Origin of the sequence: Reinekea marinisedimentorum (assembly GCF_004341165.1) — a bacterium.
Classification (GTDB): domain Bacteria; phylum Pseudomonadota; class Gammaproteobacteria; order Pseudomonadales; family Natronospirillaceae; genus Reinekea; species Reinekea marinisedimentorum.
The window spans coordinates 101,585-127,045 of sequence record NZ_SLZR01000010.1 but is presented as its reverse complement, the minus strand read 5'-3'; the positions used below and the strand labels follow the sequence as shown (position 1 = coordinate 127,045).

At 50.9% G+C, this 25,461-nt stretch carries 30 protein-coding genes; 9 read left to right on the top strand and 21 right to left on the bottom strand.

The features are described 5' to 3' along the window. Nucleotides 1-24 precede the first annotated feature (24 nt). Nucleotides 25-561, bottom strand: coding sequence for a regulatory protein ToxS (locus BCF53_RS12610; protein WP_132702093.1), 537 nt, complete (start codon nt 559-561; stop codon nt 25-27). Next, nucleotides 554-1,414, bottom strand: coding sequence for a winged helix-turn-helix domain-containing protein (locus tag BCF53_RS12605; RefSeq protein ID WP_132702092.1), 861 nt, complete (start codon nt 1,412-1,414; stop codon nt 554-556). Before BCF53_RS12605 ends, BCF53_RS12610 begins: the two co-directional genes overlap by 8 nt. 310 nt (nt 1,415-1,724) lie before the next feature. Here BCF53_RS12605 and BCF53_RS12600 point away from each other — a divergent pair, with 310 nt between their 5' ends. Beyond that, nucleotides 1,725-2,069 (top strand): DUF3316 domain-containing protein, encoded by a 345-nt coding sequence (locus BCF53_RS12600; RefSeq protein ID WP_132702091.1) that lies wholly within the window; start codon nt 1,725-1,727, stop codon nt 2,067-2,069. A 59-nt stretch (nt 2,070-2,128) separates the two neighbouring features. Here BCF53_RS12600 and BCF53_RS12595 read toward each other — a convergent pair whose 3' ends face one another. Next, a complete protein-coding gene (locus tag BCF53_RS12595) occupies nt 2,129-2,359 on the bottom strand; it encodes a DUF2798 domain-containing protein (protein ID WP_132702090.1) in 231 nt (76 codons plus the stop codon). A gap of 228 nt (nt 2,360-2,587) precedes the next feature. Between BCF53_RS12595 and BCF53_RS19220 the strand changes: the two genes are divergently transcribed. The 3 genes from BCF53_RS19220 to BCF53_RS12585 are packed head-to-tail and all read left to right on the top strand — an operon-like array spanning nt 2,588 to nt 5,120. After that, complete coding sequence (locus BCF53_RS19220) at nt 2,588-2,752, top strand: hypothetical protein (RefSeq protein ID WP_165901911.1); 165 nt, start codon at nt 2,588-2,590, stop codon at nt 2,750-2,752. Between the two features lie 2 nt (nt 2,753-2,754). After that, nucleotides 2,755-4,128, top strand: a complete 1,374-nt coding sequence (locus tag BCF53_RS12590) for a cytochrome ubiquinol oxidase subunit I (RefSeq protein ID WP_132702089.1) — start codon at nt 2,755-2,757, stop codon at nt 4,126-4,128. Next, nucleotides 4,125-5,120 (top strand): cytochrome d ubiquinol oxidase subunit II, encoded by a 996-nt coding sequence (locus tag BCF53_RS12585; protein ID WP_132702088.1) that lies wholly within the window; start codon nt 4,125-4,127, stop codon nt 5,118-5,120. The genes BCF53_RS12590 and BCF53_RS12585 overlap by 4 nt, the downstream gene beginning before the upstream one ends. Before the next feature lie 47 nt (nt 5,121-5,167). On the opposite strand, the gene BCF53_RS12580 is transcribed toward BCF53_RS12585, so the two are convergent. The 6 genes from BCF53_RS12580 to BCF53_RS12555 all read right to left on the bottom strand — a co-directional run bounded on the left by BCF53_RS12580 (nt 5,168) and on the right by BCF53_RS12555 (nt 12,925). After that, a complete protein-coding gene (locus BCF53_RS12580) occupies nt 5,168-7,411 on the bottom strand; it encodes a methyl-accepting chemotaxis protein (RefSeq protein WP_132702087.1) in 2,244 nt (747 codons plus the stop codon). Between the two features lie 214 nt (nt 7,412-7,625). Continuing rightward, entirely contained in the window at nt 7,626-10,247 is a 2,622-nt protein-coding gene (pepN, locus tag BCF53_RS12575) for an aminopeptidase N (RefSeq protein WP_132702086.1), read from the bottom strand. Nucleotides 10,248-10,299: 52 nt separating this feature from the next. Continuing rightward, a complete protein-coding gene (locus tag BCF53_RS12570; protein ID WP_243645829.1) occupies nt 10,300-11,184 on the bottom strand; it encodes a DUF2797 domain-containing protein in 885 nt (294 codons plus the stop codon). Beyond that, the gene (locus BCF53_RS12565; protein ID WP_132702085.1) at nt 11,181-11,444 is read right to left on the bottom strand and encodes a YeaC family protein; all 264 of its coding nucleotides are present in this window, start codon (nt 11,442-11,444) and stop codon (nt 11,181-11,183) included. The genes BCF53_RS12570 and BCF53_RS12565 overlap by 4 nt, the downstream gene beginning before the upstream one ends. Beyond that, nucleotides 11,441-12,361 (bottom strand): NAD(+) kinase, encoded by a 921-nt coding sequence (locus BCF53_RS12560; protein WP_132702084.1) that lies wholly within the window; start codon nt 12,359-12,361, stop codon nt 11,441-11,443. The genes BCF53_RS12565 and BCF53_RS12560 overlap by 4 nt, the downstream gene beginning before the upstream one ends. A gap of 75 nt (nt 12,362-12,436) precedes the next feature. Next, the gene (locus BCF53_RS12555; protein WP_132702083.1) at nt 12,437-12,925 is read right to left on the bottom strand and encodes an acyloxyacyl hydrolase; all 489 of its coding nucleotides are present in this window, start codon (nt 12,923-12,925) and stop codon (nt 12,437-12,439) included. Nucleotides 12,926-13,149: 224 nt separating this feature from the next. Here BCF53_RS12555 and BCF53_RS12550 point away from each other — a divergent pair, with 224 nt between their 5' ends. Genes BCF53_RS12550 through BCF53_RS12540 form a run of 3 tightly spaced genes read left to right on the top strand, consistent with a single transcriptional unit; the run spans nt 13,150 to nt 15,079 of the window. After that, a complete protein-coding gene (locus BCF53_RS12550; RefSeq protein ID WP_132702082.1) occupies nt 13,150-14,019 on the top strand; it encodes a D-hexose-6-phosphate mutarotase in 870 nt (289 codons plus the stop codon). Beyond that, a complete protein-coding gene (locus BCF53_RS12545) occupies nt 14,016-14,606 on the top strand; it encodes a DNA-J related domain-containing protein (protein ID WP_132702081.1) in 591 nt (196 codons plus the stop codon). The genes BCF53_RS12550 and BCF53_RS12545 overlap by 4 nt, the downstream gene beginning before the upstream one ends. Nucleotides 14,607-14,608: 2 nt before the next feature. Beyond that, nucleotides 14,609-15,079, top strand: coding sequence for a GNAT family N-acetyltransferase (locus tag BCF53_RS12540; protein ID WP_132702080.1), 471 nt, complete (start codon nt 14,609-14,611; stop codon nt 15,077-15,079). A 35-nt stretch (nt 15,080-15,114) separates the two neighbouring features. On the opposite strand, the gene BCF53_RS12535 is transcribed toward BCF53_RS12540, so the two are convergent. From BCF53_RS12535 to BCF53_RS12510, 6 genes are all read right to left on the bottom strand, one after another. Beyond that, complete coding sequence (locus BCF53_RS12535) at nt 15,115-15,702, bottom strand: hypothetical protein (RefSeq protein ID WP_132702079.1); 588 nt, start codon at nt 15,700-15,702, stop codon at nt 15,115-15,117. Nucleotides 15,703-15,795: 93 nt separating this feature from the next. Then, nucleotides 15,796-17,007, bottom strand: coding sequence for an amidohydrolase family protein (locus BCF53_RS12530; protein ID WP_132702078.1), 1,212 nt, complete (start codon nt 17,005-17,007; stop codon nt 15,796-15,798). 27 nt (nt 17,008-17,034) lie between these two features. Continuing rightward, on the bottom strand, nt 17,035-17,601 hold the full coding sequence (locus BCF53_RS12525; protein ID WP_132702077.1) for a sugar O-acetyltransferase: 567 nt from the start codon (nt 17,599-17,601) through the stop codon (nt 17,035-17,037). Nucleotides 17,602-17,623: 22 nt separating this feature from the next. Beyond that, complete coding sequence (locus tag BCF53_RS12520; RefSeq protein WP_132702126.1) at nt 17,624-18,091, bottom strand: GNAT family N-acetyltransferase; 468 nt, start codon at nt 18,089-18,091, stop codon at nt 17,624-17,626. 143 nt (nt 18,092-18,234) lie between these two features. Further along, nucleotides 18,235-19,827 (bottom strand): bifunctional UDP-sugar hydrolase/5'-nucleotidase UshA, encoded by a 1,593-nt coding sequence (gene ushA / locus BCF53_RS12515; protein WP_132702076.1) that lies wholly within the window; start codon nt 19,825-19,827, stop codon nt 18,235-18,237. 287 nt (nt 19,828-20,114) lie between these two features. Further along, nucleotides 20,115-20,438 (bottom strand): hypothetical protein, encoded by a 324-nt coding sequence (locus BCF53_RS12510; protein ID WP_132702075.1) that lies wholly within the window; start codon nt 20,436-20,438, stop codon nt 20,115-20,117. A 146-nt stretch (nt 20,439-20,584) separates the two neighbouring features. On the opposite strand from BCF53_RS12510, the gene BCF53_RS12505 reads away from it, so the two are divergent. Next, nucleotides 20,585-21,193: a rhomboid family intramembrane serine protease gene (locus BCF53_RS12505; RefSeq protein ID WP_132702074.1), complete on the top strand. Its 609-nt coding sequence runs from the start codon at nt 20,585-20,587 to the stop codon at nt 21,191-21,193. A gap of 56 nt (nt 21,194-21,249) precedes the next feature. Here the strand turns inward: BCF53_RS12505 and BCF53_RS12500 are convergent, their stop codons facing one another. Beyond that, nucleotides 21,250-22,143, bottom strand: coding sequence for an acyltransferase (locus BCF53_RS12500; RefSeq protein WP_243645828.1), 894 nt, complete (start codon nt 22,141-22,143; stop codon nt 21,250-21,252). A gap of 152 nt (nt 22,144-22,295) precedes the next feature. On the opposite strand from BCF53_RS12500, the gene BCF53_RS12495 reads away from it, so the two are divergent. After that, a complete protein-coding gene (locus BCF53_RS12495; protein ID WP_132702073.1) occupies nt 22,296-23,012 on the top strand; it encodes a sulfite exporter TauE/SafE family protein in 717 nt (238 codons plus the stop codon). Nucleotides 23,013-23,207: 195 nt separating this feature from the next. Here the strand turns inward: BCF53_RS12495 and moaE are convergent, their stop codons facing one another. Genes moaE through mobA form a run of 5 tightly spaced genes read right to left on the bottom strand, consistent with a single transcriptional unit; the run spans nt 23,208 to nt 25,461 of the window. Further along, nucleotides 23,208-23,660 carry a molybdopterin synthase catalytic subunit MoaE gene (moaE, locus tag BCF53_RS12490; RefSeq protein WP_132702072.1) on the bottom strand — a complete coding sequence of 151 codons (453 nt, stop codon included), beginning with the start codon at nt 23,658-23,660 and terminating at the stop codon, nt 23,208-23,210. Nucleotides 23,661-23,662: 2 nt separating this feature from the next. Continuing rightward, entirely contained in the window at nt 23,663-23,914 is a 252-nt protein-coding gene (gene moaD / locus BCF53_RS12485) for a molybdopterin converting factor subunit 1 (RefSeq protein WP_132702071.1), read from the bottom strand. Between the two features lies 1 nt (nt 23,915). Then, complete coding sequence (gene moaC / locus BCF53_RS12480) at nt 23,916-24,389, bottom strand: cyclic pyranopterin monophosphate synthase MoaC (RefSeq protein ID WP_132702070.1); 474 nt, start codon at nt 24,387-24,389, stop codon at nt 23,916-23,918. Further along, the gene (gene moaB / locus BCF53_RS12475) at nt 24,386-24,928 is read right to left on the bottom strand and encodes a molybdenum cofactor biosynthesis protein B (RefSeq protein WP_132702069.1); all 543 of its coding nucleotides are present in this window, start codon (nt 24,926-24,928) and stop codon (nt 24,386-24,388) included. The genes moaC and moaB overlap by 4 nt, the downstream gene beginning before the upstream one ends. Then, the gene (gene mobA / locus BCF53_RS12470; RefSeq protein ID WP_132702068.1) at nt 24,925-25,461 is read right to left on the bottom strand and encodes a molybdenum cofactor guanylyltransferase; all 537 of its coding nucleotides are present in this window, start codon (nt 25,459-25,461) and stop codon (nt 24,925-24,927) included. The genes moaB and mobA overlap by 4 nt, the downstream gene beginning before the upstream one ends.

Genomic DNA, 25,461 nt, shown 5'->3' with positions numbered 1-25,461 from the left:
ATACGCTTAAATGAGCACACTCAGTTAGTTAGCGTGTAACAGCAGAGAATCCTGATTCAAGCTGGTTAGCAATATTGAACGCTCATTAATAATCTCAACCCGGCTGCTTTGCTGCTCAGTTGTCAGCAGCCGGTCTCTCAGCTCATTGATCTGCTCTTTACTCACGCCAAGGCTGCGATTCGTCGGCACATTGGTTATTTCGGTATCTGTCAGAAATAGATAGTTACCGTGCATTTCCCACTGACCCGACTCTGTAAACTCAACGCTTACGGGTGGCTCACTGGCCGCATCATTGCCGTTCTTAAACACGTTTATGTGGGTCACCTTTATAAACACGCCATCCCTGAGATAACGGGTGTTGGAAAAAACCTCGACCTTGCTAAGCGGCGGAACATCTTCTGCACCCTGCTGTATATTCAGCTCAGAAAATACAATGACAGACTTGGATTTCCATTCACTCGCCGTAATCGCATTCTGCAGCCTGTATAAAGGCACCACATAGATTACGGCACATGCAATGAGAGAAGCAGCTAGTACACCGATAAAGAATTTTCTATTCATTGAGCTCCCCTTGAGGCTGGCAATAGGAGTAATCGGCTATTTCATTGCCGGTTAACCGTATAGTTTGGTTGAAATTAGACTGATCGAGACTGAATACAAAATTCATAGACAACCTCTGCAGTTTACCGCCGTTAATAATGACCTCAGAGGGCACTGGGTCGGCCAGACTGAACCTCATCACACAGCGTTCAATAGCGGCATTCCATTTTTCGTCCGGCGCCATACCGTCAGGCGTTTTAATGGCAATACCCTCAATCTGGTTAATGGTGGTGTAGTTTGGTTTTTCCGGTGTTGTCACAAAATAAAAAACAACAGGCAGTAACAAGCAGCCAAGAACAAACAGCGCTGCATAAAGACTGAAACTTTTAGGGTGCTCCTCTGCGCGGCTTTCAACGCCTGGCGCATCATGGCCTGTATCAACGGCCTCCACCGCTGAGGGGGCTTCAACGGTTTGAGGCTCTGCAACAGCTTGAGGCAGCTCATCGGCCCTACCCGGCTCTACGGCCTCCACTGCGGCGATAAATTTGTAGCCCTGGCGCGGTACAGTTTGAATGTACGCGGGTGCCTTGGATGAGTCTCCCAACAACTTTCTTAAATTAAAGATGGCCTGCGTCAGGCTGGAATCATCAACCTGAAACCCATTGTCTTCCCAAACATGCTTGTGAATCTCTGCTCTGGACAGAACCTGACCGGGACTCTGCATAAACAACCGCAGCAGATTCGCCTCATTGGTGCCTAAGGGTTGCTTTACATGGTCTGAGAGCTGTTCAAGTACATGTGTGTTGCCGCTGAACAAGAATTTATTCGAGATTTTAAAATCTAAATAAGTCTTATCCGAAAATTTAGTTTTCATTTCAGACACTTAATTCCCACACTGTTAAAAGGTATTCTAAATTCTTATAAATTTATCTAAACACATTGATTTTGCTGGCTTAGACGACTGGTGCGGACAATAAATTCAGTGGGGTTAACAGCAGGTTAAGAGCCGGTTCTTTTACCAAAACATATCAAAAAATAACGTTTAATATTCCTTAACTGGCAGTTCAGCGATGGTGAGCGCAATCTGCAGTTGTCCCGATTGAGGGGGAGCAGCCTGCCCAGAAGCACTGAAGACTCTCAATCACCTAACTGAAAGTATTTATTTCCAAAGATGAGGAATTACCATGAACAAATTCGCTAAAGTTTCTTCTGCTATTGCTGCTGCTGTACTGATCAGTTCTGCTTCTTTCGCCGGCTCTAACAGCGGTTCAACTACTCTGTATACAGGTACTTATGACAGCGCTTCCGCTGCCTATGAAGCAGGTTTTGATGTCATTGATGATCTGGCGCAGGCCTCTCAGGGTGAGCTGAAAAGCACCTTGAAAACCTACAATGAAGGTGTCGTTCGTAACCTTTCTATTGATGACACGAAAGTGAAAGTAGAGGAAGTGGCGGTTGCACGCAATGTCTATCAATACCGCGCAATGATTGATGTTGACTTTGAATTTGATGGCGGCAGCGACGACTAAGTGCCTACCCTTAAGGTAAGGCCTTTTCTCTGCAAAAGGCTTTACCCTGCCTACCCCTGCTAACCGGAAACCCGGCACAGCTTCATAGAAAATTTCTGCACCCCCTTCCCGAATACCAGGATAATCAAAAATGCGACTGGCCAGGCAATGAGCCAGGCATGTAGCCAGCGACCTACAAACTCACTGTCCAGACCCGTGTTCGCAGCCGTGATCACCGCCGTCATCATCGTCACCATAAGTACCGACATCAGAAACGCGTGAACCATCCTAAAGTGTTTTGCCTGAAACATGAGTGCCTCCACCCTTAATTTAGATAAACCTAATATAATGTATTTTTGCTGAAAATCAAACCTGAACCAGGAACATTAGCAGCTTTCTCTACGGATGGAATCGCAACATTTGCCGGCACACGCTGATCGACACCTAATACCCGCAAAGAAAACCCTAAGCCATTGAACTTTCAGGAACTTTTGAACGTTAAACCATACAAAGCTTTCAACTAACTTCGGAGTATTTGTATGAAACCGACATCCCAACCCTATCTTAACCATTTCTGGGCCATGACCCGGCGCTACTTAAACTTGCCTGGCCCACACCACTCGGCAACCGATGAAGGCGCGGAAAAACGCGGCCACGCCAACACCGCCAGCCGCAACTATCAACAAATCGCAGAGGGGGGCTAACCATGCAAGAAGCTCTCGCTACCACGCTGATGCTGTCGCGCATTCAGTTTGCCGCTAACATCAGCTTTCATATTCTGTTCCCGACCATCACCATCGCCCTGGGCTGGTTGCTGTTTTATTTCAAAATCCGCCATAACATTTCCGGGCACCCGCTGTGGATGAATATCTACCGCTTCTGGGTCAAGGTGTTCGCGCTCTCCTTCGCTCTCGGTGTCGTGAGCGGTATTACCATGAGTTTTCAGTTTGGCACCAACTGGCCCGGCTATATGGAGACAGTCGGCAATATCGCGGGTCCGCTGCTGGGCTATGAAGTTCTCACGGCATTCTTCATGGAGGCCACTTTCCTGGGCATCATGCTGTTCGGCATGAACCGTGTACCCAACTGGATGCATACCGGTGCAACGCTGCTGGTTGCCGTGGGCACCACGCTTTCAGCCTTCTGGATTCTGGTGCTCAACAGCTGGATGCAAACGCCGCAAGGCTACGAGCTGATCGACGGCGTCGCGCACGTGACCAGCTGGAAGGAAGTGATCTTTAACCCGTCGATGCCCTACCGATTTAGCCACATGCTGCTGGCCTCTGGTCTGACTGCCTGTTTCCTGGTGGCCGGTCTTTCCGCCTACCAACTACTGAAGGGCGACACCACCACCTCACCCCGCATGGCACTGACCACAGCGATCTTTACCGCCGCACTGCTGATGCCGGTGCAGGCCGTCGTCGGTGATCTGCATGGTCTGAACACCTTTGAGCACCAGCCACAAAAAATCTCGGCCATGGAAGGGGTTTGGGAAACAGAAAAAGGCGCGCCATTGCTGCTGTTCGCCTGGCCGGATGAACAGGCGCGGGAAAACCACTTTGAAATTGGTATTCCAAAGCTCGCCAGCCTGATTCTGACCCATAAAGCCGATGGTGAAATTCAGGGTCTGAACAGTTTTGCCGATCACCCGCCGGTGAAGCCGCTGTTTTTCGGTTTCCGCATCATGGTCGGCATGGGCCTGCTGATGCTCGCGGTTAGCTGGCTCTCAGCCTTCTTTATTTTGCGAAAACACCAGTTGCCAAACTGGCTGCTCATGGTACTCACCGGCATGACCTTTTCCGGTTGGATCGCCACTCTGGCCGGCTGGTATGTCACTGAAATCGGCCGGCAGCCGTGGCTGGTCACCGGCATCCTGAAAACATCCGATGCGGTTACCAGCGTTGCCAACACACAGGTTGGCACATCGCTGGCGCTGTACCTGGCGCTTTATGGTTTCCTGCTGTTCGCCTACGTTCAAACGCTATTTTATCTGGCCAAGAAGAATGTGAATGCCAGCCTTAACAGTGATCAGGGCTCAGTCAACAAAGGCTTGCCATTTATTCGTGGAGGTCAACAATGATCGATGCTTACTTGCCGGAAATTTTCCTCTGCCTGATGGGGCTTTCTATCCTGATCTACGCCGTGCTGGATGGTTACGACCTGGGCGTTGGCATGACCATGCCGATGGCCAATGAAGCGCACCGCGATAAGATGATCGCCTCGATTGGCCCCTTCTGGGATGCCAACGAAACCTGGCTGGTGCTGGCCATCGGTATTCTGCTGATCGCCTTTCCGTTTGCGCAGTCGATCATCTTCACCGCACTGTATTTCCCAACCTTTCTGATGCTGGTGGGTCTGATCCTGCGCGGTGTGTCGTTTGATTTTCGCGCCAAGGCCAAAGACCATCACAAATACCGCTGGGATTTACTGTTCAAGGCAGGTTCGTGGCTGACGGCACTGACTCAGGGCTACATGCTCGGCCGCTACGTGATGGGCTTTGAAGCCGGCTTCGGCCCGCAATTCTTTGCTTTGCTCAGTGCACTGTGCGTGAGTGCGGCTTACAGCTATATCGGCAGTGCCTGGCTGGTGATGAAGGCAACCGGTGCGTTGCAGAAGCAGGCCGCCAAAATTGGTCGGCGCGCCGGCTGGATGGCTACGTTAGGCATGCTGTCGATCAGCATCGCCAATCCGCTGATCAGCGATGTGGTGTTCGAGCGCTGGTTCAGCCTGCCGGCGCTGTTCCTGCTGGCCACTATCCCGTTCATGTGTATTGTGTTGATCATCAGTGTCGACCGCTACCTGGCGCATGTGCCGACTTATAAAGACATCGGCTGCTGGTTTCCGTTTGTCGCAGTCACGTTGGTATTTATGCTGAATTTTCTGGCGCTGGCGTACAGCTTTTACCCGCAGATTATTCCCGGGGTGATGTCAGCCCAGGAAGCGGCCAGTGCCACGGCGAGCCTGAAGGTTATCTTCTATGGTGTTGCGGTTGTATTGCCGTTCATCCTGCTATACACCGCTCTTGCTTACCGGATATTCTGGGGCAAGACCAAAGACCTGACCTACAGCTAACCATAAAAAGCCCGCAACTGTGCGGGCTTTTTCGTTACACGCCGGCCTTACACCTTAAACTGGCCAACGATACCGCTGAGCTCTTCAGCCGCTTCGGCCACCTCAGAGCTGGAAGCGTTAATTTCCTGAGCGCCCTGATAGGTCTGTTCGGCCAGTTCAGTAATCGCCACAATATTGCTATCGACCTCACTGGCAACCACCGTTTGCTGCTCGGTTGCGGTGGCAATTTGCGCGGCCATGTCGCTGATTTTGGTTACCGCCTCACGGATTTCATCGAACGAGTGCTTGGCCTGCTCGGTGTATTGAGAGGTCTGCATCACCTGACGCTGGTTTGCTTCCATTGAATCAATGGCACGCTTGGCACCGGACTGAATCGATTCAACCATTTGCTGGATATCCGATGCCGAGCCCTGGGTTTTCTGCGCCAGCGACCTTACTTCATCCGCCACCACCGCAAAGCCACGGCCATGTTCACCGGCCCGCGCCGCTTCAATGGCAGCGTTCAGCGCCAGCAGATTGGTCTGTTCAGCAATACTCTGGATGACATCCAGCACCGCTCCGATCTTCTGGCTTTCATCGTGCAGCGAGCTGATCGCCTGCGAGGTTTGCTCACCCTGCTGCACCAAACCGGCCACGGTTTGCAGCGTTTGCTCCATTCTGTCTGTTCCCTGATTCACCAACTGCTGGGCATCCGCCGAGTATCTGGATGTCTCAGCCGTATTGTTGGCAATCTCCTGAACTGTAGCCGACATCTCGGTAATCGCTGTGGCCACCTGATCCGTACCACTGCGCTGCTGCTCCACGGCATCCAGGGTTTGCTTTGATGTCGAGGAGGATTGATCCGCCGCAGAAGCCAGGCGGTGACTGCTGTCTGCCAGGCCGGCAATAATGTCCCGCAGGTTTGCCGACATATCGCGCATGGCCCCGTAAATGGTATTGGAAGACGCCTTGCTGCTGAATTCAACCGTCAGGTCTTTATCGGCTACCGATTTAGCAATGGCCACCATATCCAACGGTTCACCGCCCAGTGGCCGGGTTATGCTGTTGCTGATAACGATGCCCAGCGGCACGATCACGATGGCACAGCCAAGCACTACCAGCACGGCGCCCAGCTGTAATGAACGAATAGCCGCCATGGCTTCATCAACATCCATCTCTGCAATAATTGACCAGGAAAGCCCGTGGCGCTGCAGTGGCGCATAGGCAGAAAGTACCCTATCGCCTGAATAGCTGGTAATCACTTCACTGCCGCTTCGACCACTCAGCGATGCCTCTACGGCCGTTGTATCAACTCTGCCTGCCTCTTTATCAGCAAACGAAGCCGCTAAACTATGATGCTCAGAGTCACGGTTTGTATCGGAACGCATCAGTCTGTCTGGACCAACAAGATAGGTCTCTCCTGTTTCACCCAGCCCTGCCCGCTCAGTCATAATTTTATTTAACTGAACCACGGGAAATTGAAAAATCAGTACCCCTGCGACTTCATCGTCGACAAAAATAGGCGCAGAGACAAAGCCTGCCGGAGCATTATAAGAAGGCGCATACTGATCAAAATCGATAAAGTTAGCCTGACTCATATCGGTTGCGTTTAGAGCAGCGTTATAAGCTTGCCCTATGCCGGTATTACTGAAGGCACCGTCTTTAAGAGAAGTACCAAAATCTACTTCCTTAAAAACGGAATAAATAACATCGCCGCTCCAGGCATCGACCAAAAACAGATCGTAATACTTAAACCGTTCCAGATAATCCCTGAAGAAAGAGTGATAAAGAACGTGTTGCTTGCCGTAACCCTTATATTTATCAACGCCATCCAGCAGGTGCTTGCTGCCCACAGGTTCCGGATTTTCAGCTATATAGTCGAGTTGCAGCACAACACCGACATCAGAAAGCCGCTCTACATAGTCTGCACCAGAGGTGAAGTTTGGAGAATTACCGGCAGCAAAACGGGTTAGGAACTCTCGATCATAATAGTTGGCCAGCTGAGCTCGCTTTTCAGCCATATCAGAGTCATCAACACCTCTCGATGTCATATAGATGGCACTGGCATCGTTGAAATCCGTGAGTGCATTCATAACTTCGTTACTGGAAGCCAACGACAATATTTGATTGTTTATGTCATCAAGATACCGCTCAATGCTGGTCTTTTTGGCCTCACGCAATGACTCAAGCTGATCGAACACCTGCTTTTCAATCGCGTTACTTGCCATCACAACGGACAATATGGCCACCACCAAGCCTGTGACAATGGACACCGTTAGCAGGTTAACCAGTAATTTTATTTTTAGTTTCATTCCGTCCTCCGGCAACGCTAAGAATATTCACCGCCACTTATCACTGACAGCACAGTTCAATAAGTAAGAAAAATCAACGCAAAGCAGCACATCTGTTTTGTCTGACAATATTCTATTAGCGGCAGATTCAGAAAAAAATAAGGAGAAATTTCACAGAATAGCGATTAAGAGGCGAAAAGCCCGCATTCCGCGGGCTAACGAAGTCTATTGCAGGTTAGGCCAGCGCCTTTTGCACCTTTTCCAACACATCCGGCGAGCGCTGGCCACTGTTGAGTATTTTCTCCAGCGCGGCTTTCATCAGGGCACCGCGTTTTTCTGAGAACACCTTCCAGTTTTCCAGCGAAACCACAAAGCGCGACGCCATTTGCGGGTTAAGCGCATCCAGTTCACAGATCTTCTCCGCGACGAAATCGTAGGCATCACCCGCGGAATTGTGGAACGATTTAAAGTTAGAGATAAAGCCCCCCAGCACCGAGCGCACCTTGTTCGGGTTGGTTATATCGAAGGCTTCGTGCTGCATTAAGGCGCTGATGGAGTCAACGCTGACACCATCACTGGCCGACTGCATCGAGAACCAGGTTTCCACCATCTGGGTATCGTCTTTCCAGCTGTCATAGAAGTGGTTCAACATGGCGTTGGCGCGGCTGCGATTTGTTGAATTGACCACCGCCCTTAAGCCGTTCAACCGGTCAGTTTGGTTGTGGGCTGCGCGGTACAGGGCTTCGGCGGCATTCAGTGCGGTGCTGTTACCGGTCATCAATGCAAAGTAACCAAGCGCCAGCCCCTGCAGTTCACGGCGGCCCGCTTCCTGCGCGTTAAACTGATAGTCTTCGGCACTGGCCAACTGCTCTGCCAGCTGCTGCCATTGAGCGCTGAACTGTTCAGCAATCCGGTTACGCATGGCATCGCGGGCCTTAACAATTAATTCGGCATCGACATTCTGCTGAATATTATCCACCAGCATCTGGTAGGAAGGCAGTGTGAGCAATGCCGCCTTAATGGCGTGTGAAAGAGACTCGTCGGCAAGTGTTGCTTCAACAACCTGTTCCACAATGGCAGGCGTAGCTTCACTGCCGCTGCTGATCATGCCCAGCAGCGCGTCCAGATAGATTTTCTGCGCCGCGTCAAAGCGGTTGTAGGTGTTGCTGTCTTTCGTTGCCAGGGTAAAGATATCGCCTTCTGCCTGGTTGAAATCAACCCGGACAGGCGCGGAGAAATCACGGAACAGGCTAGGCACCGGCTTGGCCGCAAGATTACTGAAGGTCACGGTGGTTTCCGCTTCGGTCAGCGTCAGCACCCGGGTTTCCGGGTTGAAGTTGCCATCACAGTCAATGCTCAACTCATCGCCGGCATCGTTCAACAGGGCCATCTTCACCGGTATCACCATGGGGAGCTTTTCACTCTGGCCCGGCGTTGTTTTCAGGCTCTGGCTGAAGCTCAGGCTGTATTGCTGCTGTTCGGCATCGTAACGCTCTTCTACCTTAACCAGCGGCGTGCCGGCTTGGGTATACCAGCGCTTGAACTGAGTCAGATCCATACCGCTGACTTCTTCCATACAGGCGACAAAATCGTTGGTGGTCACTGCCATGCCATCGAAGCGTTCAAAGTATAGATCGGCTCCCTTATGGAATTGCTCGTCACCCACCAGGGTGTGGATCATACCGACCACTTCAGCACCCTTCTCATAAACCGTCACGGTATAGAAGTTATTGATTTCCATGTATTCCTGCGGTTGAACCGGGTGCGCGTTCGGGCCGTTATCTTCCGGGAACTGAGTGTTTTTCAGAAAGCGGACATCCTTAATGCGTTTAACGGTGGCATCGTGCATATCCGAAGTGAACTGACCGTCGCGGTAGACAGTAAAGCCTTCTTTCAGTGAAAGCTGGAACCAGTCACGGCAGGTTACGCGGTTGCCGCTCCAGTTGTGGAAATATTCGTGCGCAACAATAGCTTCGATGCGCTCGAAGCGGTCATCGGATGCGGTATCGGCGTTAGCCAGCACGGCGGCGCTGTTAAAAATGTTCAGGCCTTTGTTCTCCATGGCCCCCATATTGAAATAGTCGCTCGCAACGATCATGAAAATATCCAGATCGTATTCACGGCCGTACTTTTCTTCATCCCAGCGCATGGAACGCTTCAAAGCATCCATAGCAAAGTCAGTTTTATGGGCATTGTGCGGCTCCGCAAAGATACGCAGCGAAATTTCCCGGCCCGAGCAGGTGGTGAAGCTGTCATCTTTGCGCACCAGGTCGCCCGCAACCGCTGCAAACAAATAGGCCGGTTTTACGAACGGATCTTCCCAGGTGGCGAAGTGGCGGTCGCTGTCCAGATCACCGGCTTCTACCGGGTTACCATTGGCCAGCAAAACCGGGAAGCGGCTCTTATCCGCTTCAATGCGGGTTGAGAAGGTGGCCATCACATCCGGGCGATCCAGATAGAAGGTGATTTTTCGGAAGCCTTCGGCCTCACACTGGGTGCAATACGTAGAGCCGGATTTATACAGCCCCTCCAGCGAGGTGTTCTTTTCCGGTTCAATATGAGTGACGGCCTTGAAAACAAACTCATCGGCGGTCGGCTGAACGGTCAGCTGTTCGCCACTGTAGTCATATTCGGTGATGACAAAGTTATCAAAGGCCAGTGACTGAATTTGCTGATCGACACCATCCAAAACCAACGCCGGCAGCCCACGGACGGACTCGTTTTTTACCATGCTCAGCTCAGAAAGGACCTCGGTGTAATCGTCAAAAATACGAATGACCAGCTTGGTGTTTTTAATCCAGTAATCGGGTTGCTTGTAATCTTTTAGGCGAATCGTGACAGGTGTTTCAGTTTTCATAGAGCTTCCAGGTGATGACTTTAGTGCGTTTTGGTCGGATCAGCGCTTCAGCTTAACTGATGCTGACGGTATAGCCGCCAAAACGGCGAATATTGATGACCCCGGTATCAAAGATCAGGTACTGCCCTTTTATGCCTTGCAGTACACCTTCAACAACGGGTGTTTTATCGAAATTAAAGCTGGTGACCTTTTCCGGGTAGGTTTGCACCGGAAATTCAATCGAGAATGGATCGCCATGCGTCAGCAGCTGCACTGCTGCAATGCCATGCTTTTCGACCAGCGCGTCGAGCTCCGGCTTGGCCTGCTCGAACAGCTTGTCACGCTCGGTTGCCATATCCAGTTCGGCAGCGGTGCCTTTCAGCATGGTACGCCAGTTGGTTTTATCGGCCACATGCTTCTTGAAGATAACCTCCAGGAACCCCGCCAATTGACGGCTGGTGACCCGGGCTATGGTAATGGCCTGAATTGCGCCCTGATCGATCCAGCGTGTGGGCACCTGACCGCCGCGGGTAATACCCACCTTGATGCCACTGGCATTGGAAAGATAAACGTAGTGCGATTGCATACAGTTGCGCTCACCCCACTCCGGCTCCCGGCAGGTTCCTTCGTGGTAATGGCACAGCTCCGGCGACATGATGCAGCTGTCGTTCTGCGCCAGCGACATGAAATGCTTGTAGCAATAGCCCTGACCAAAGCTTTTGTTGGTCAGCTCACCGCAATGCAGGCAGTGAATTTCACCCTCGTAGGTCAGCTTAAGGTGCTGGCCAATGTAGGGAGTCATGTCAATCAGGCTGTCGCCGAGCGGCAGTGCATAGCTCACTTTGGCACCTTCGTGCCAGTGGCTGACCATTTTACGCACGGTGCCGGTGACCGGCTCTACAGCGGTCTGGTTGTTTTCGGGCTGATCAGCCATTTCAAACAGGTCCGGGGTGATCATTCGTTTTCTCCGGAATCGACCGAAACGGTAGGGATCGTTTCCGCTGCAGTTTCAGATTTACATTTATCGGCAATAAAACCGGTACGCTGCTCAACGGGAATATCCTGAGCGATTTCGTATTTGATAATGGCTTCAAGGCAAAGCGCCTTCTGTTCTTTAGTCAGCACGGAGCCTGTTGGCCAACGACCCAGTTCAATGGCTTCCCGTAACCGGCTGTAGATATCCGGCGTCATATTGGCGGCCAGTTCATCGAAATTCATTGATCGAACTCCTCGTCGTTGTTTTCCAGTTTGTTGCTCCAGCCCAGTTTAGTCCGGCAGATCTCAAAATAGTTGTAATCCACCAGATGAATCAGCCGAACCGTATGTGCGTATTTGCGGATGTGCAGCTCATCGCCATGCTCGAGCGGCAGGTGGATCTGCGCATCCAGGCTGACGTGCGGCGGGTAGTCGTTTTCATAGCCGAGCTTGATTCGCAATTCTGAATTCCCGCCCACCATCAGAGGCCGGTTAGTCAGGCTGTGCGGAAACATCGGCACCAGTATCAGCGCATCCATACTCGGGTGCACTAAAGGACCGCCGGCACTTAAAGCATAGGCTGTTGAACCGGTCGGCGTAGACACAATGAGGCCATCGGAGCGCTGGTTATAAACAAACTGACCGTCGACCAGCAGATCGAACTCAATCATACGGATAGATTGCCCCTGATGCAGTACAACATCGTTGAAGGCACAGTTCTCTTCCACGACCTCGCCGTTGCGCACAACCTGAACGTTCAGCAGAAAGCGCTGCTCCAGCTGGAAATCGCCATTAATGACCTCGGCAACCCGCTGTTCCATTTCCTGAGGCATCACATCGGTCAGAAACCCGAGCCGGCCGCGGTTGATACCCAGCATCGGCACACCATACTGAGCCAAATCACGCGCGGCGCCTAAAAAGGTACCGTCACCGCCGACCACAATGATCAGATCGGCCCAATTGCCCAGCTCGGTGCGGCTTTTTGCGCCACAGCCCAGTTCGTTCATTGCATCGAGCAAAGACAGCTCTACGCAGTATTCTTTATTCAGTTGATCGAGTAGTTGCGTCAGCCGCTTCACGGACAGCGCGACGGTACGGCTGTGTAGCCTGCCAACGATACCTACGCGCTTAAAGCTGCTGGCTAGAGATTTTGGAGCCATGATGGTGCCTGTGATTATTATGCTGATGGAAGCATATCAAAGGAGCGGGTGTTAGCGAATAGCCCGAAGGCAGGCTCAAAACGGCAATTCGTAGCTGAAGGTGATCAGTTCGGTTCCGGGGTTCTCATCAGCCAGCGAGGCATTGGACAGGTGCGAAAAGTGCAGCCCCATGCGGGTATTGTCGGCAAAGGTCCAGATCAGCCCGGCACTGGTGCGCAGCTCAAACCAGTGACCAAGGTCGGTATCGTCACCATCGCCATGCAGATAAATGCCCGGGCCAAAGGCGAAATGCACCGACAAGCCGGTTGCAGAATCGGTAAATTTGGAGGTTCGGCTAAAGCCCGTGTACAGGTAGTGCGATGCGTAGCGGGTGCGCATCAGGCCGACAAAGGGTTTAAAATCGTATCGGGTTTTACCCTCAGCAAACTGGTACTCAATGCCATACTGGGTATCCTGCGCCTCTTTAAAGGTATCGACGGTACCGATAAATACCTTACCAAACGCCTGCTCATCGGCACTGGCAAACGCACAGACAAACATAAGCAGAACTAACCCTTTTCGCATTGGTAAACCTTTTCTAATGACTGTTTGATTTTCGCTCAGTGTACTGAATGCATTACACCTGAGCCACTTAAGCTGCGTAAATATGTCCAAAGTAATGAACACTTAAACACGATATTCCAGTCAGAAACAACGCGATTTCCGTGCATACCCTTCGGTCAGAATTTGCCAACAGCCATCGGCTGCTACAGAATGTCGGCAATTTGTTAACGAAAGGCGAGTAAGAAATGACTGAAAACATCATGTCAGAAAATGTCGTTTTGGATACGTTGAATGAACTGCCAGTGCTGCGTATTGATAACCAGTATGCCACGGCAACCATTGCTGTACAGGGCGCGCACCTGATTGAGTACACCCCGCTCAACCAGGACAACGTGATCTTCGTGTCTCAGGAAGAGAACTTCGCAAAGGGCAAAGCCATTCGTGGCGGTGTGCCTGTTTGCTGGCCGTGGTTTGGTCCGAACACCAAAGAGCCCGATGCTCCGGCTCATGGTCTGGTCAGGGCTCTGGACTGGGAATATGAAGTGGTCAGCGATACCGCCGAACGCACCGATATTCGCTTTAGTTACACAACGACCGGCGACCAGCTGGGCTTTGCCTACAAAGCGACCTGTGAGCTGCTGATCAGCATTGGCGAAACGCTGGTCATGAGCCTGACCACCACCAACAACGATGACAAGCCCTTTGAAATCAGCCAGGCGCTGCACACCTACTTCAGTTGCGCCAACATTGATGATGTACGCATCCAGGGGCTGGAAGACGCGCGCTTCCTGAACCGCTTGGAAGACAAAGCATACGATCTGAAAGGTGAGTTTTGCTTTGATCAGGAGGTTGACGGTGTCGTGTTGGATAAGGGCGAGCCGGTAAAACTCGTTAACCTGGGTAAAGAGGCGGTGACCATGACCCGTCGCGGCAGCAATTCAATGGTGCTGTGGAACCCGTGGATTGAAAAATCGAAAAGCCTGAGCAACTTTAACGACCTTGAATATACCAAAATGTTCTGTGTTGAAACGACCAACACCTCTGAAGATAGCCGCCTGGTAAAACCGGGGAACAGTCATGTCATGTGCATGGAAATCAGCACCGAAACTGCATGAAGAACCTCAATCTCGATCGCAGGCTGATGCTTGCGATCGAAGCACTGATCTGCCACTCGACTGACGGGATTACTGAGTTTGAGCTCATTAACCGGTTAAACGAGATGGCAGATAGCCCCTACCCCAAGCCCAATCTGGCAGACCCTCTGATCCTCTTCCAGCATCACTTTTATCTGCGCCATTGCCTGTATGTACTGCAGAACGAGTGGCTGCGCGACCAACGTGGTTTTATTGAAATCACTGCCGTCACGATCCGCATACTGCCCATGACCCGCACAGAGAACAACCTCCCCGGCCATACCGACCCGTTGAAGGATTATTATCTGGATCTTGCGAACATGAACCGGGAAAATGCGGCGTCTGTTCAGGGCATGCTTGATCACTTTTGGCAGCAGCTGGCCAGATTTCACGCCAAACCCGAAGCACTGGCCGTACTGGGGCTCAGCGGCAATGAGACAGCTGATGCCCAGAAGCAGCACTACCGGGCATTGGTTCAGCAGCATCACCCCGATAAAGGCGGCTGCGAAGAAAAGTTCCGGGCAATACAGGCGGCCTGGGAAAGCCTTTCAGTCCATAAAAAGGGGTAGCCATGTACCGCATTGTGAATGTTCAGGAATACCAGGGTGGCGTTGAACAAGGCGCTCAGTATATTCATAGCAAATGGGGCAATAAGACTAACCTCAGCTTTTACCTCAATGCCGTGGCGCACGCTTTCCTGCTCGAAAACAGGATTCCAAAGTTCTTTCTGCTGCTGCATGAAGCTGAAGGTTCTACTGAAATAGCGGGCTGTTATGGCCTGATCGCCAATGACTTCATCAGCCGTCACGACCTGATGCCCTGGTTTGCCTGCCTGTTTATTGAAAAAGACCACCGCGGAAGCCGCCTTAGTGAGCGCATGTTCAGTCACGCCAAACAGCAGGCTGCCGCCGCGGGCTTTGCTCATTTGTACCTGACAACTGATCACGATGGCCTGTACGAGAAGTTTGGCTGGCAACGACTAGAAGATGGCTTTGCCCCCTCGGGTGAACGTACCCGAATCTACAGGTTGGCAACGGCCTGAGGCCTCTGAAAAAGTTCAAAGGCCGTTCCCGGTGCTCAGCGGCGTTTTCTTCTCTTTTGAGCCACCGGTTTAACTTCGTCTTTTTCTGCGGTGTAAACGTAGGTATCGTTCGGATTTTTCTTCTGGTGAAAAAAGCTCTGATAAGGATACAGGCGCATCTTGGTATAAACCGTCAGAACCGTCAGGCCGGCACAGTACAACCCCACAAGAGGCACAAACAGCGGGTTCGGCACATTGGAATTAAAGGCCACATAAAAGGTATGGAGCAGCAGGAAGATAAAAAAGTAATAACTGACCGATGAGTGCCGGATCAAAAAATAGGTCACCACCGTTGGCCAAAAGAAATGCCCCCAAATCACCGCAAAATTGCCCTGCAGCGCACTGGCGGTATAGAGCCCGAGAATCGGCACCCAGTACAGCGCCAGCATTAAATACACCAGCCAGCGGGAACTGGCCCGGTCTGCGGCATCGGGCAGCATGGCAGCAATCATCGAGCCGCGAATCGGTTCGCCCTGCGCAGCCCTATATTTGCTGAAGGCTTCATGCTTAGGCATGCCACTGAGAATATCAGAGCGCAGCGCTTTGGTCGGGTCTACTGCTTTATCGGTACTTTTTTTGAACATTCGAATACTTCTTTATTGTTGGCGTTTTCATTCCTGAAGGGATTCTAAAGACCCACTGCAGAATTGCCAGCAAGAATCTGTACGGAATGCCGCTCAACGGGCCGGATACACATCTACAGAGACGGTTTTTTGCAGCTCATCAACGGCGACCTCAATGTACCCCTGCGCCATAGAAGGCAAACAATAGCCCTGCTGAAATTCGTCAACAGTCAACGCCTGCGCCGGAAAAGGCGGAAACAGCACCTGCTGCAGCGCATATTCTGCACCATGCGGCATACCGTCGGAGCCGAACAGCAGGTCCACACCGGGGACGAAGCCAACCTCATCAATGAGCATTCGGAACGGGTTATTACGGCTTAAAAATGGTTGCGGCAAACGATCCGCATAATGGATGGAATCGGAGTTAAAGTTTGGCTGCATGGAAAGCACCATTCCCAGAGCTTTTGCTTTTACAGCGACGTCTTTATCAATGAACTGGCAGTGCTCCATGCGCACAGCCGGAAAGGCTGCATCCTCGGCTCTTAACCTGGCCAGCGTGTTCACGACCTGACGCGTCGAAACATCGCCGATGGCATGAATGGCAAAGGGTAAGCGGTACTGACCAAGCTGCTGCATCTTCAGATAAAGCTCTGCGTCACTGAAGATAAGCACGCCCTCTTCACCACTGAGAAAGGGCTGAGATATAGCCGCGGTACTGGCACCAATAGCGCCATCGGTAAAGAGTTTAATACCGGCGATTTTACCGAGTTCATCGGGTGTCAGCGTTTTCAGAATCGATTCATCCGCCCAGAATCGGGTGCGTTCGGCATAGCCCATTTGCTCGAGCAAGTGAATTAAGTCTTTGTGCGGCAGCAGCATATCTTCTGCATACCAAACCCCCAGCGGCAACAGCTGTTGTTCGAAGAAATCGCGAATACGTTGTTCACTGAATGGCTGAATATTGGCGAGAAATTTCAGAATGGTATAGATGTTCGCTTCCATCCAAACCGGGTTATCGATATTGGCGACGATTTCCGGATAGTCAGGCTCTAATTGTTGTTTTGCAGCGCTGTTCAACAGAAAGCCATGTAACGACAGGTTGCAAATGACTACCGGCGGCAGGGTTTCCAGCTCTGCCTCTGTAAACCGGAAGGCACTGCTGTTCCAGCCAAAGACAACCGTCAGTTGTTCAGTGCTGGCCTGAATCAGCCGGATAACCTCAGATTTCTGTTCAATATTGCGGATATTAATACCACCGGTAAAGGCCGCACCAATGGTGGGGTGAGTATGGTGATCTTTCAGTAATGGCAGTTTAAATGTTTGCATCAATGACGTACTTCTTCCTGGTTCTGTTCAGTTATTAACATCAATGGTTTTAATGACCCGAGCCGGGTTGCCGGCCAGCACAACGTTATCTGCAAAACTTTTTGTCACCACGGCGCCGGATGCAACCACCACGTTATTGCCCAAGGTGACGCCGGGATTAATCACCGCGTGACCGCCAACCCAGCAGTTATCACCCAGGGTCACCGGCTTACCGAATTCTTTGCCGCTGTTACGCGCTGCAGGTTCAAGCGGATGGCTGGCCGTATAGATGCCAACCTGAGGCGCCAGCATGCAGTTCTTGCCGATGCGCACCTCACAAACATCTAAAATAACGCAGCCAAAGTTTGCGTAAAAATCTTCACCGACATGAATATTGCTGCCGTAATCGCAGCTAAAAATCGGTTCAATATAGACACGCTTACCCGTGCTACCGAGTAGTTCTTTCAGTAATCGGGCTCGTTCCAGCCGTTCGTTAATAGACGTTTTATTGTAAGCCTCGAATTTAAGGCGGGCCGCTTTACGCATAGCGCGCAGTTCAGAATCGCCCGGGTCATACATCTCGCCGGCCAGCATTTTTTGTTTTTCGCTGCGCACTGCTCCGCTCCCGCTTTTCTCGCTACAAAAATTTATGCATCACAAAGGTATCAACCAAGCCTTTGGTCCGGTGTTGGTAAGCCTTAGGTAGGGTGCCCACTATAGTGAAGCCGAGCTTCTGCCACAACAACACAGCGGCTTCGTTGGTCGACACCACCGAGTTGAACTGCATTGCACGGAAGCCCGATTGACGCGCCTGATCAAAGGAGTGTTCCGCCATCTTTCGGGCAATGCCCAGACCACGCGATTCTTTCGCTACCATATAACCACAGTTGCACACATGGCTGCCCGGGCCCTCTGCATTCTTTTTGATGTAGTAACTGCCAACCACCTTACCGGCCCTTTCATAGACAAAGGTTTTATCCGGACTTTCGCACCAGAGGCTGTAGGCAACATCTATCGGCATCTGCGGATCAAAGGCATAGGTTTCCTGAAGCGATAGGGTTTCTTTAAAGCATGGCCAAAAGGCCAGGAAATCCTGTTTGGTCATCTCACGAATCGGCACTCAAACCTCCGTTGCCTTTGACTGAAGCGGAAATTTTACCGCCATGCCGACGCAGAGTTCTTTCGAACAGTGCAAATTTTAGCCATAAAAAAACCGGGCAGAGCCCGGTTCGCTTCAGAATCACTGATTTACATACGAGTCACGTTTACCGGCTCGAAATCACTGATAGACAGTGGGCTGTTCTGTTGAATGAAATCAACCAGCAGATCAGCATCGACGAAGCCAGAGCTTACGTAGTTCGGGTGATCGCTCACTTTAGGGTAACCGTCACCACCGGAAGCCATGAACGAGTTGATCGCTAGGCGGTAAGTACCGGCAGGATCAATCGCTTTACCAGCAATAGTCGCTTCTTTCAGCTCAGTACCGGCAATAGTGATATCAACACCATAGAACTGTGCAAATGCACCGCTGCCTGCTTCTTTAGAAGCCGCAACTTTCAGGTATTCCATCAGCTCTTCACCGCTCAGGTCAACGTAGCTCAGGATGTTGGCAAAAGGCTGTACCGTCAGTACGTCTTTGTAAGTGATCTCGCCACCTTCCAGATCAGCACGGATACCACCGGAGTTCATGATAGCCAGGTCTGCATTTGCCTTAACCATCTGAGCTTTAGCAATCAACGCACCCAGGTTAGTCGGGTTGCTGCGTACAACAGAACGCTCGCCAATGAAGTCACCATCGGAGCTGCCGACTACAACGTTGATCGCCTCGGAACCTTTCTTCTGGTATGGAGACAACATGGCCAGCATTTCCAGATCCTGAGCGATTTCAGCTTCACGCAGAACGTAGCTTCGATTGCCTTCGGCATCTTCAACACGGTCTTTCAGGTTAACCGGGATCAGGCGGTAATCGTATTCAACGATGTCACCATTTTTGATGGTCAGGTCCAAACGGCCTACATATTTGCCCCATTCATGGGCCTGAAGAATCAGAGTACCGTTTTGTACATCAGGCTCAAACAATGGCACCTGGCTATGGCCACCAACGATTACGTCGATACCATCAACTGAACGAGCCAGTGTCACATCGCCCGGCGCATTACCACCGTAGGCGCCATCGGCATAGTGACCCATGTGAGTCACGGCAATCACCAGATCAGACTTTTTCTGTAATTTTGGAATCAGTGTTTGTGCAACTTCTACCGGAGTTTTGAAGTCCAGATCGGCGGTGTATTCCGGGTTACCGATTTTAACGGTGTCTTCGGTTGTGAAACCAACGATAGCAATGCGGTTATCCATTACTTCGAACATTTCGTAGGCCGGGAACAAGGTCTTGCTGGAATCTTTATAGAAGATATTCGCTGAAAGGAATGGGAAGCCAGCCCACTCAGCCTGCTGCATCAGCACGTCACGGGCGTTATCGAATTCGTGGTTACCAACGGCCATTGCGTCGTAACCCATCAGAGCCATACCTTTGAAATCTGGTTCTGCATTCTGTAAGTCTGATTCTGGTACACCGGTATTAATATCACCGCCAGACAACAACAGTACTTCGCCGCCTTCTGCCGCAACCTCTTCACGGATCTGGTTTACCAGGGTCATACGGGCAGACATGCCATACTCGCCACGGCTGCTCTGCCAGAAACGGCCATGATGGTCGTTAGTATGCAGGATAGTCAGCTTGTATTCTTTATCCTCTTCGTATTGAGTGCCGTTTAATGCACAGCCAGAAAGCGCAATTGAGGCGGCCAACAGGCTTACAGAAGTTGCCTTCCAAATGTTCATATATATCTCCGATCTAATTCCATTATTCATCTGCGTATTGAACAAACAGTGCCTTTTGCTTTTGCGGAGTTACTGACGAACTCTAACGCAAAATAAGGTTCTATGATTTCTGATGAGGCTTATCAATTTCCTGACCGATAAGACCACAGCTGCAATAACTTGCTCTTGCTTAAGCGAAGTGTCAAGTCATCCATTCATAGTGCTTACAGATTACCGACATCAGATGACCTTCTCTGTGCTATTCGGAGTAATTAATTCGAAAAAAGAAAAAACAACTGCTGAGAAGCCTAACTTTCGTCGGACCAGACCCAGCGCACAGGCTCACCAAAATCATCCAGAATCCACTTCTTGGTGGGCTTACTGCGGCGTTTTGGCTTGTTTTTCTTGGGGGATTTGCGGGCATCGATGGCCGCAATGACATCCGGAACAGGCGTTCGCGGAGGAGATTTTTCCGTCTCGCCGGATTTAAAGGGGTTAATCCAGGGCTTCTCGTGGTCTAAACCACTCTTGCCACGTTCAACCTGATTAATATTTCCGCCACTCGCAACAAACGCCTGAACTTGAGCTTCAAGTTCTGACTGCATGTCTTTTTTACTGCGAACTGGCTTCATGATCATCTCTGAACAAAAATCTAACGCGCTAATATAGCAAAATTAGCGGGATTTTCTAATAGCCCGGCAGGCAGACGTGCCGAAAGGCTTGAATACCGGGCTATGGACGCCATATATATCAATGCTTTCAATTGAAGAGAACTTCTATGCTGTTATGGACCCCCGGCCCGGGTTTTAAGGTTAGCCCTGCACTGGCGCTGATCAACGTTGTCGTTTTTCTGGTGTTGTGCGTTATTAATCTTTCCTTTACGCACTTTTCCAACCAAAGCCTGCTGTTGCTGGGTGCCAACTTTCACCCCTTAGTCGATCAGGGCCAATGGTGGCGGCTGCTGAGCAGCGTATTTCTGCACCTGAGCGTGGCACACCTGCTATTCAACTGCATTTCACTGTTGTTTTTAGGCCGCCTGCTGGAGCCGATTCTTGGCCATGTGAAATTTTTGATTGCCTACATTGCAACCGGTATATCAGCGGACTTTGCCAGCTACTGGCTGAACGATAACGTCATCAGCGCCGGCGCATCGGGAGCCATCTTTGGGTTATTCGGTATTTTTATAGTACTGCTGTTAAGCAACCTGTTTGAGCCGCGTGTGAGAAATTACTGGTTAAAATCGGTGGGTGGGATATTAGCCTTGAACCTGGTATTAGGGCTGGTTCTGCCGATTGATAACGCGGCACATATCGGGGGTTTAATTTCCGGTGTGGTGGCCGGTTTAGTCTTATTGCCTTTCATTTATAAATCGATCAGGCGCACCTGAACTAATCACAGGTACAAAAAAGGCACTGTTAAAGTGCCTTTTTTGTTGCCGGGCGCTTAACCCTTCTTAGCAATCTCATCGATCAGCGCATCTTTTTCCAGCCAAACCCCGTGCAGCCAGCCCTGAAACGCCTTCTTGTCTTCACGATTATTCATGTAATCCATGTCGACAAATTGCTTGGGAATATCAATATGGCGCATATGAACCGTCACCTTACCCACCCGGCCGCAGGCCATATCCCAGAAGCTTGGCCGATGATCGTGATAAACGATGGTGGTATCGATCACAGAAGAGAAACGCTCACCCAGCGCCTGAATGGCGAAGGCAATACCGCCTGCTTTCGGGCGCAACAAATTTTTGTAGGGTGCTTTCTGACGGGAATATTTTTCCGGCGTAAAGCGGGTACCTTCCAGAAAGTTCACCACACTGGTCGGGGTATAGGAAAACCGCTTACAAGCCTTTTTGGTGGCTTCAAGGTCATCTGTTGCCTTTTGCGGGTTCTTGGCTATTTCAGCCCGTGAATGGCGCTGCATGAAGGGGTAATCCAAGGCCCACCAGGCCTGCCCGACAATCGGCACCCAGGCCAGCTCTTTCTTGATGAAAAACTTCAACAGCGGAATTTTCCCCAGTAACACATGGAACAGAGCGAAAATATCCACCCAACTCTGATGGTTGGAGATCACCATGTTCCACTGATCCATAGAAAGCTCAACTTCATTCTCGATATCCCATTCAATGCGCTGAAAGGTATTCAGCCACCAAAGGATGCCGCGCAACCAGATACTGGAAACAAAGATAATAGCCGGCCCTACCAGCTTTCGGCCCAGGTTTTCCGGCAATAAAAGACGTGCCAGCGCGCAGGATAAAACCAATACACTTAACAAAATGGTGTGAATGCCGAGTGCCAGCATTGAAACCACACCCAATAAATTTTCTAACAGCCTTTTCACTGACGCGCTCCGAACAAATAAAGGGCGTTTTTAACGATTTCGCACGAAAGTTGCAACAGAGTTGCGACATTTTTATACAGTTGTGCACTCAGGGAAATATTGTCTGCCTGCACTATCAAAGATAAGCTAGCTTTTTTCCAAGGATTTCATCAATGATCGACCTTTACTGGTGCCTGAGTGCCTTTGTTATATTTCTGGGTTGTGCAATTCAAACGGCATTGGGTTTTGGTATGGCCGTTGTTGCCGCTCCGATTATTGTGCTGTTCAAGCCAGAATGGGTTCCCGTCATTCTCACCATTGTAGTTTTGGCGCTCAGCATCAGAAACGCCTGGAACCTGAGAAACAACGTAGAATGGAAACTCATCACCCCACCGATGATCAGCCGAATTCCCGGCACCATTCTCGGTGCCTGGGTCCTCACACAGGTGCCTCATCAGGTTCTGCAGCTGATGGTCGCCAGCATGGTTCTGATTGCCATCCTGATTACCGCGTTCGCCAAACCCTTTAAATCAACAGTGACCAGTATGTCGATTGCCGGTTTGATCTCCGGGTTCACCGGCTCTACGACAGCCATTGGCGGTCCACCGATGGCTTTGGTGATGCAACACGGCGCCAGCAATAACACCCGAGCGAACCTCTCGGTTTACTTTGGCTATTCCTGCCTGCTTTCACTGGTGATCTATCAGATGATGGGCATTATCACGCGTGAGCTGTGGCTGACGGGCCTGTCGTTTATACCGGCAGGCCTGGCGGGCTTCTACGCCGGCATACATTTGCGCGGCTGGGTTGATACCCGCTTCCGCCCACTGCTGTTAATACTGTGCTCTATCTCGGCGGTAATCGCGTTCTATGGGGCGTTGTCGTATTAGGAGTGAATGGTAAGGCGTGAGATGTGAGACGTAAGATGTGAGATGTGAGATGTGAGATGTGAGATGTGAGACGTAAGATGCTAGTTTCTAGATGCCAGATGCTAGTCTCTAGATCCTAGCATCTAGCATCTAGCATCTAGCATCTAGGATCTAGGATCTAGGATCTAGGATCTAAGCAAATCTCGCAAACGATGGTCATTGCCATCGTTTTTTTTGCGTTTCATCGGAGTTGCGGGCTTCAACCCAGCGTTCACCCTGATCAGAAATTTCTTTCTTCCAGAAGGGCGCGTCGGTTTTCAGATAATCCATAATGAATTCCGCAGCAGCAAAGGCACTGCCGCGATGCGGACTGGACGTGCCCACCAATACAATCTGATCTGACTGGCTTAACAGGCCGACCCGATGAATCACCCGAACGCGATTAATATCCCAGCGTTCACGCGCTTTGGCCACTATATCTTCCAGGCATTTTTCGGCCATACCGGGATAGTGCTCCAGCACCATTTCAGTGACCTGCTCACCTTCGTTGAAATCCCGCACACGGCCAACAAACAGCACCACAGCGCCATCGCGTGTATTAGACTGGCTGAGCGCATCATACTGCTGCTGAACATTGAAATCTTCATTCTGGATATTAATAAAATCCACTGTCAGCCCCCTGTCACTGGTGGAAACAGCGCGACCTCATCCCCTGCAGCCAACAGGCAGTCATCAGTAATCATCGAATGATTCACAGCCGCCATCAGGTTTTTCTGTTGCAGGATAGTCCAATCCTGATGCTGATCCTGTAGCTGGGCAATCAGCTCAGAAAGCTTGGTCATATCACCAATTTCCAGATCCATTGCATCAACGCCTGACTGTTCGCGTAAACGGGCAAAAAATTTAACCGTGATTGTATTCATACTACGCACTCCACAAGCCGGTTTTACCGCCTGTTTTCTTCAGGACACGCAAACCTTCAATTCTCATCCCCGGATCAACCGCCTTGCACATATCAAACAGAGTAAGTGAGGCAACCGATGCCGCCGTCAGCGCCTCCATTTCAACGCCGGTTTTACCATCCAGTTTGCAACGGGTTTCTATGCGCACCCGGCCTTCTGCGGCCTGCAGTTCCAGATCGACTGCAACCTTCGTCAACATCAGCGGATGACAGAGCGGGATCAGATCGGCCGTTTTTTTGGCGCCCTGAATGCCGGCAATACGTGCTGCAGCGAAAATATCACCCTTGTGGTGATCGCCACGCTGTATCAGCGAGATCGCCTCCTCGTTCATGTACACAAAGGCTTCCGCCAATGCTTCACGGGTGGTAACGGCCTTACCGGTCACATCCACCATATTGGCTTCGCCATTGGAAGAAATGTGGCTGAACTCACTCATGACCGGCTCTCGCACAGGTCTGCCGTTGCTTGTTTCAGGTGCATTACAAAATTGCAGGGCTTATGGGTAGCGTTGAGCTGCTCTTTCAGAATACCGCTCCAGGCGGTTCTGCAGGCTCCGGTTGAGCCCGGCATACAGGCGATCAAAGTACCGTTGGCCAACCCGGCAACCGCCCGGGATTGAATAGTCGAGGTACCAATTTCATCAAAGGAAATTTTACGGAATAGCTCTCCAAAGCCCTCAACCTCTTTTTCAAACAGCACCGATACAGCCTCTGGTGTGGAATCGCGGCTGGTAAAGCCGGTACCGCCGGTAATAAGAACCACTTGGGTATCTTCACTGGCGATCCACTTGGACACCTGATAACGGATCTGAAAGATGTCGTCTTTCTCTATGCGTTTTTCACTGATCTTATGGCCGGCTTCAAGGGCGCTGTCGACCAGAAACTTACCGGATGTATCGTTGGATTCATCACGCGTATCTGAAACGGTCAGTACGGCAATGTTCAGTGATTCAAATTCTTTAGCTGCGTGACTCACGTTAGTTCTACCTCTTTAAACTGACGCCATTGCTCTGGCGTGTTTATATTATTGAATTGTTCGTTGTTTAACGGCATTGCCGCACTTTCAGTGCCGAGCTGATCAATGAGAGCCCTCACCGAACGGCGGCCATTTGCATCCACAAGCCAGCGCTGCAGAACAGCAACCGCCTGCTCTGGTTGTCGAATCAACAAGGGGAAAGGTTGGTCTTTATAGCTGATAACGGCGGCATCAATCGGTTGCGCATTCAGCAAACCGTGCAGAGCCTCTACAGAAAGGCTGGGCATATCGACCGGTAACACCAACCAGCGCTGAATTTCCGGGTGCTTGGTTAATGCCGCTTCGATACCCGCCAACGGCCCCAGATAACCGGGGAAATTATCAGCAATACCATGTATTACCTGAAAACCTGCCTGCTGCAGACGGTTTTTTTGCCATTGCAGCAGGGGCAAGCCTTCAAGCGGCAACTGAGCTTTATCCTGCCCCATACGGCGGCTGCGGCCACCACTGAGAATCAAAACAGCCGTTGTCAT

Excerpts from the sequence above, each read along its gene's own strand:
- BCF53_RS12600 (WP_132702091.1), top strand. The coding sequence starts at position 1,725 with ATGAACAAATTCGCTAAAGTTTCTTCTGCTATTGCTGCTGCTGTACTG.
- BCF53_RS12495 (WP_132702073.1), top strand. The coding sequence starts at position 22,296 with ATGATCGACCTTTACTGGTGCCTGAGTGCCTTTGTTATATTTCTGGGT.
- BCF53_RS12595 (WP_132702090.1), bottom strand. The coding sequence starts at position 2,359 with ATGTTTCAGGCAAAACACTTTAGGATGGTTCACGCGTTTCTGATGTCG.
- BCF53_RS12505 (WP_132702074.1), top strand. The coding sequence starts at position 20,585 with ATGCTGTTATGGACCCCCGGCCCGGGTTTTAAGGTTAGCCCTGCACTG.
- BCF53_RS12520 (WP_132702126.1), bottom strand. The coding sequence starts at position 18,091 with ATGACCAAACAGGATTTCCTGGCCTTTTGGCCATGCTTTAAAGAAACC.
- BCF53_RS12605 (WP_132702092.1), bottom strand. The coding sequence starts at position 1,414 with ATGAAAACTAAATTTTCGGATAAGACTTATTTAGATTTTAAAATCTCG.
- ushA (WP_132702076.1), bottom strand. The coding sequence starts at position 19,827 with ATGAACATTTGGAAGGCAACTTCTGTAAGCCTGTTGGCCGCCTCAATT.
- BCF53_RS12545 (WP_132702081.1), top strand. The coding sequence starts at position 14,016 with ATGAAGAACCTCAATCTCGATCGCAGGCTGATGCTTGCGATCGAAGCA.
- BCF53_RS12510 (WP_132702075.1), bottom strand. The coding sequence starts at position 20,438 with ATGAAGCCAGTTCGCAGTAAAAAAGACATGCAGTCAGAACTTGAAGCT.
- BCF53_RS12570 (WP_243645829.1), bottom strand. The coding sequence starts at position 11,184 with ATGATCACCCCGGACCTGTTTGAAATGGCTGATCAGCCCGAAAACAAC.
- moaC (WP_132702070.1), bottom strand. The coding sequence starts at position 24,389 with ATGAGTGAGTTCAGCCACATTTCTTCCAATGGCGAAGCCAATATGGTG.
- BCF53_RS12610 (WP_132702093.1), bottom strand. The coding sequence starts at position 561 with ATGAATAGAAAATTCTTTATCGGTGTACTAGCTGCTTCTCTCATTGCA.
- moaD (WP_132702071.1), bottom strand. The coding sequence starts at position 23,914 with ATGAATACAATCACGGTTAAATTTTTTGCCCGTTTACGCGAACAGTCA.
- BCF53_RS12535 (WP_132702079.1), bottom strand. The coding sequence starts at position 15,702 with ATGTTCAAAAAAAGTACCGATAAAGCAGTAGACCCGACCAAAGCGCTG.
- BCF53_RS12585 (WP_132702088.1), top strand. The coding sequence starts at position 4,125 with ATGATCGATGCTTACTTGCCGGAAATTTTCCTCTGCCTGATGGGGCTT.
- BCF53_RS12560 (WP_132702084.1), bottom strand. The coding sequence starts at position 12,361 with ATGGCTCCAAAATCTCTAGCCAGCAGCTTTAAGCGCGTAGGTATCGTT.
- pepN (WP_132702086.1), bottom strand. The coding sequence starts at position 10,247 with ATGAAAACTGAAACACCTGTCACGATTCGCCTAAAAGATTACAAGCAA.
- mobA (WP_132702068.1), bottom strand. The coding sequence starts at position 25,461 with ATGACAACGGCTGTTTTGATTCTCAGTGGTGGCCGCAGCCGCCGTATG.
- BCF53_RS12530 (WP_132702078.1), bottom strand. The coding sequence starts at position 17,007 with ATGCAAACATTTAAACTGCCATTACTGAAAGATCACCATACTCACCCC.
- BCF53_RS12540 (WP_132702080.1), top strand. The coding sequence starts at position 14,609 with ATGTACCGCATTGTGAATGTTCAGGAATACCAGGGTGGCGTTGAACAA.
- BCF53_RS12590 (WP_132702089.1), top strand. The coding sequence starts at position 2,755 with ATGCAAGAAGCTCTCGCTACCACGCTGATGCTGTCGCGCATTCAGTTT.
- BCF53_RS19220 (WP_165901911.1), top strand. The coding sequence starts at position 2,588 with ATGAAACCGACATCCCAACCCTATCTTAACCATTTCTGGGCCATGACC.
- BCF53_RS12550 (WP_132702082.1), top strand. The coding sequence starts at position 13,150 with ATGACTGAAAACATCATGTCAGAAAATGTCGTTTTGGATACGTTGAAT.
- BCF53_RS12580 (WP_132702087.1), bottom strand. The coding sequence starts at position 7,411 with ATGAAACTAAAAATAAAATTACTGGTTAACCTGCTAACGGTGTCCATT.
- BCF53_RS12565 (WP_132702085.1), bottom strand. The coding sequence starts at position 11,444 with ATGAATTTCGATGAACTGGCCGCCAATATGACGCCGGATATCTACAGC.
- BCF53_RS12555 (WP_132702083.1), bottom strand. The coding sequence starts at position 12,925 with ATGCGAAAAGGGTTAGTTCTGCTTATGTTTGTCTGTGCGTTTGCCAGT.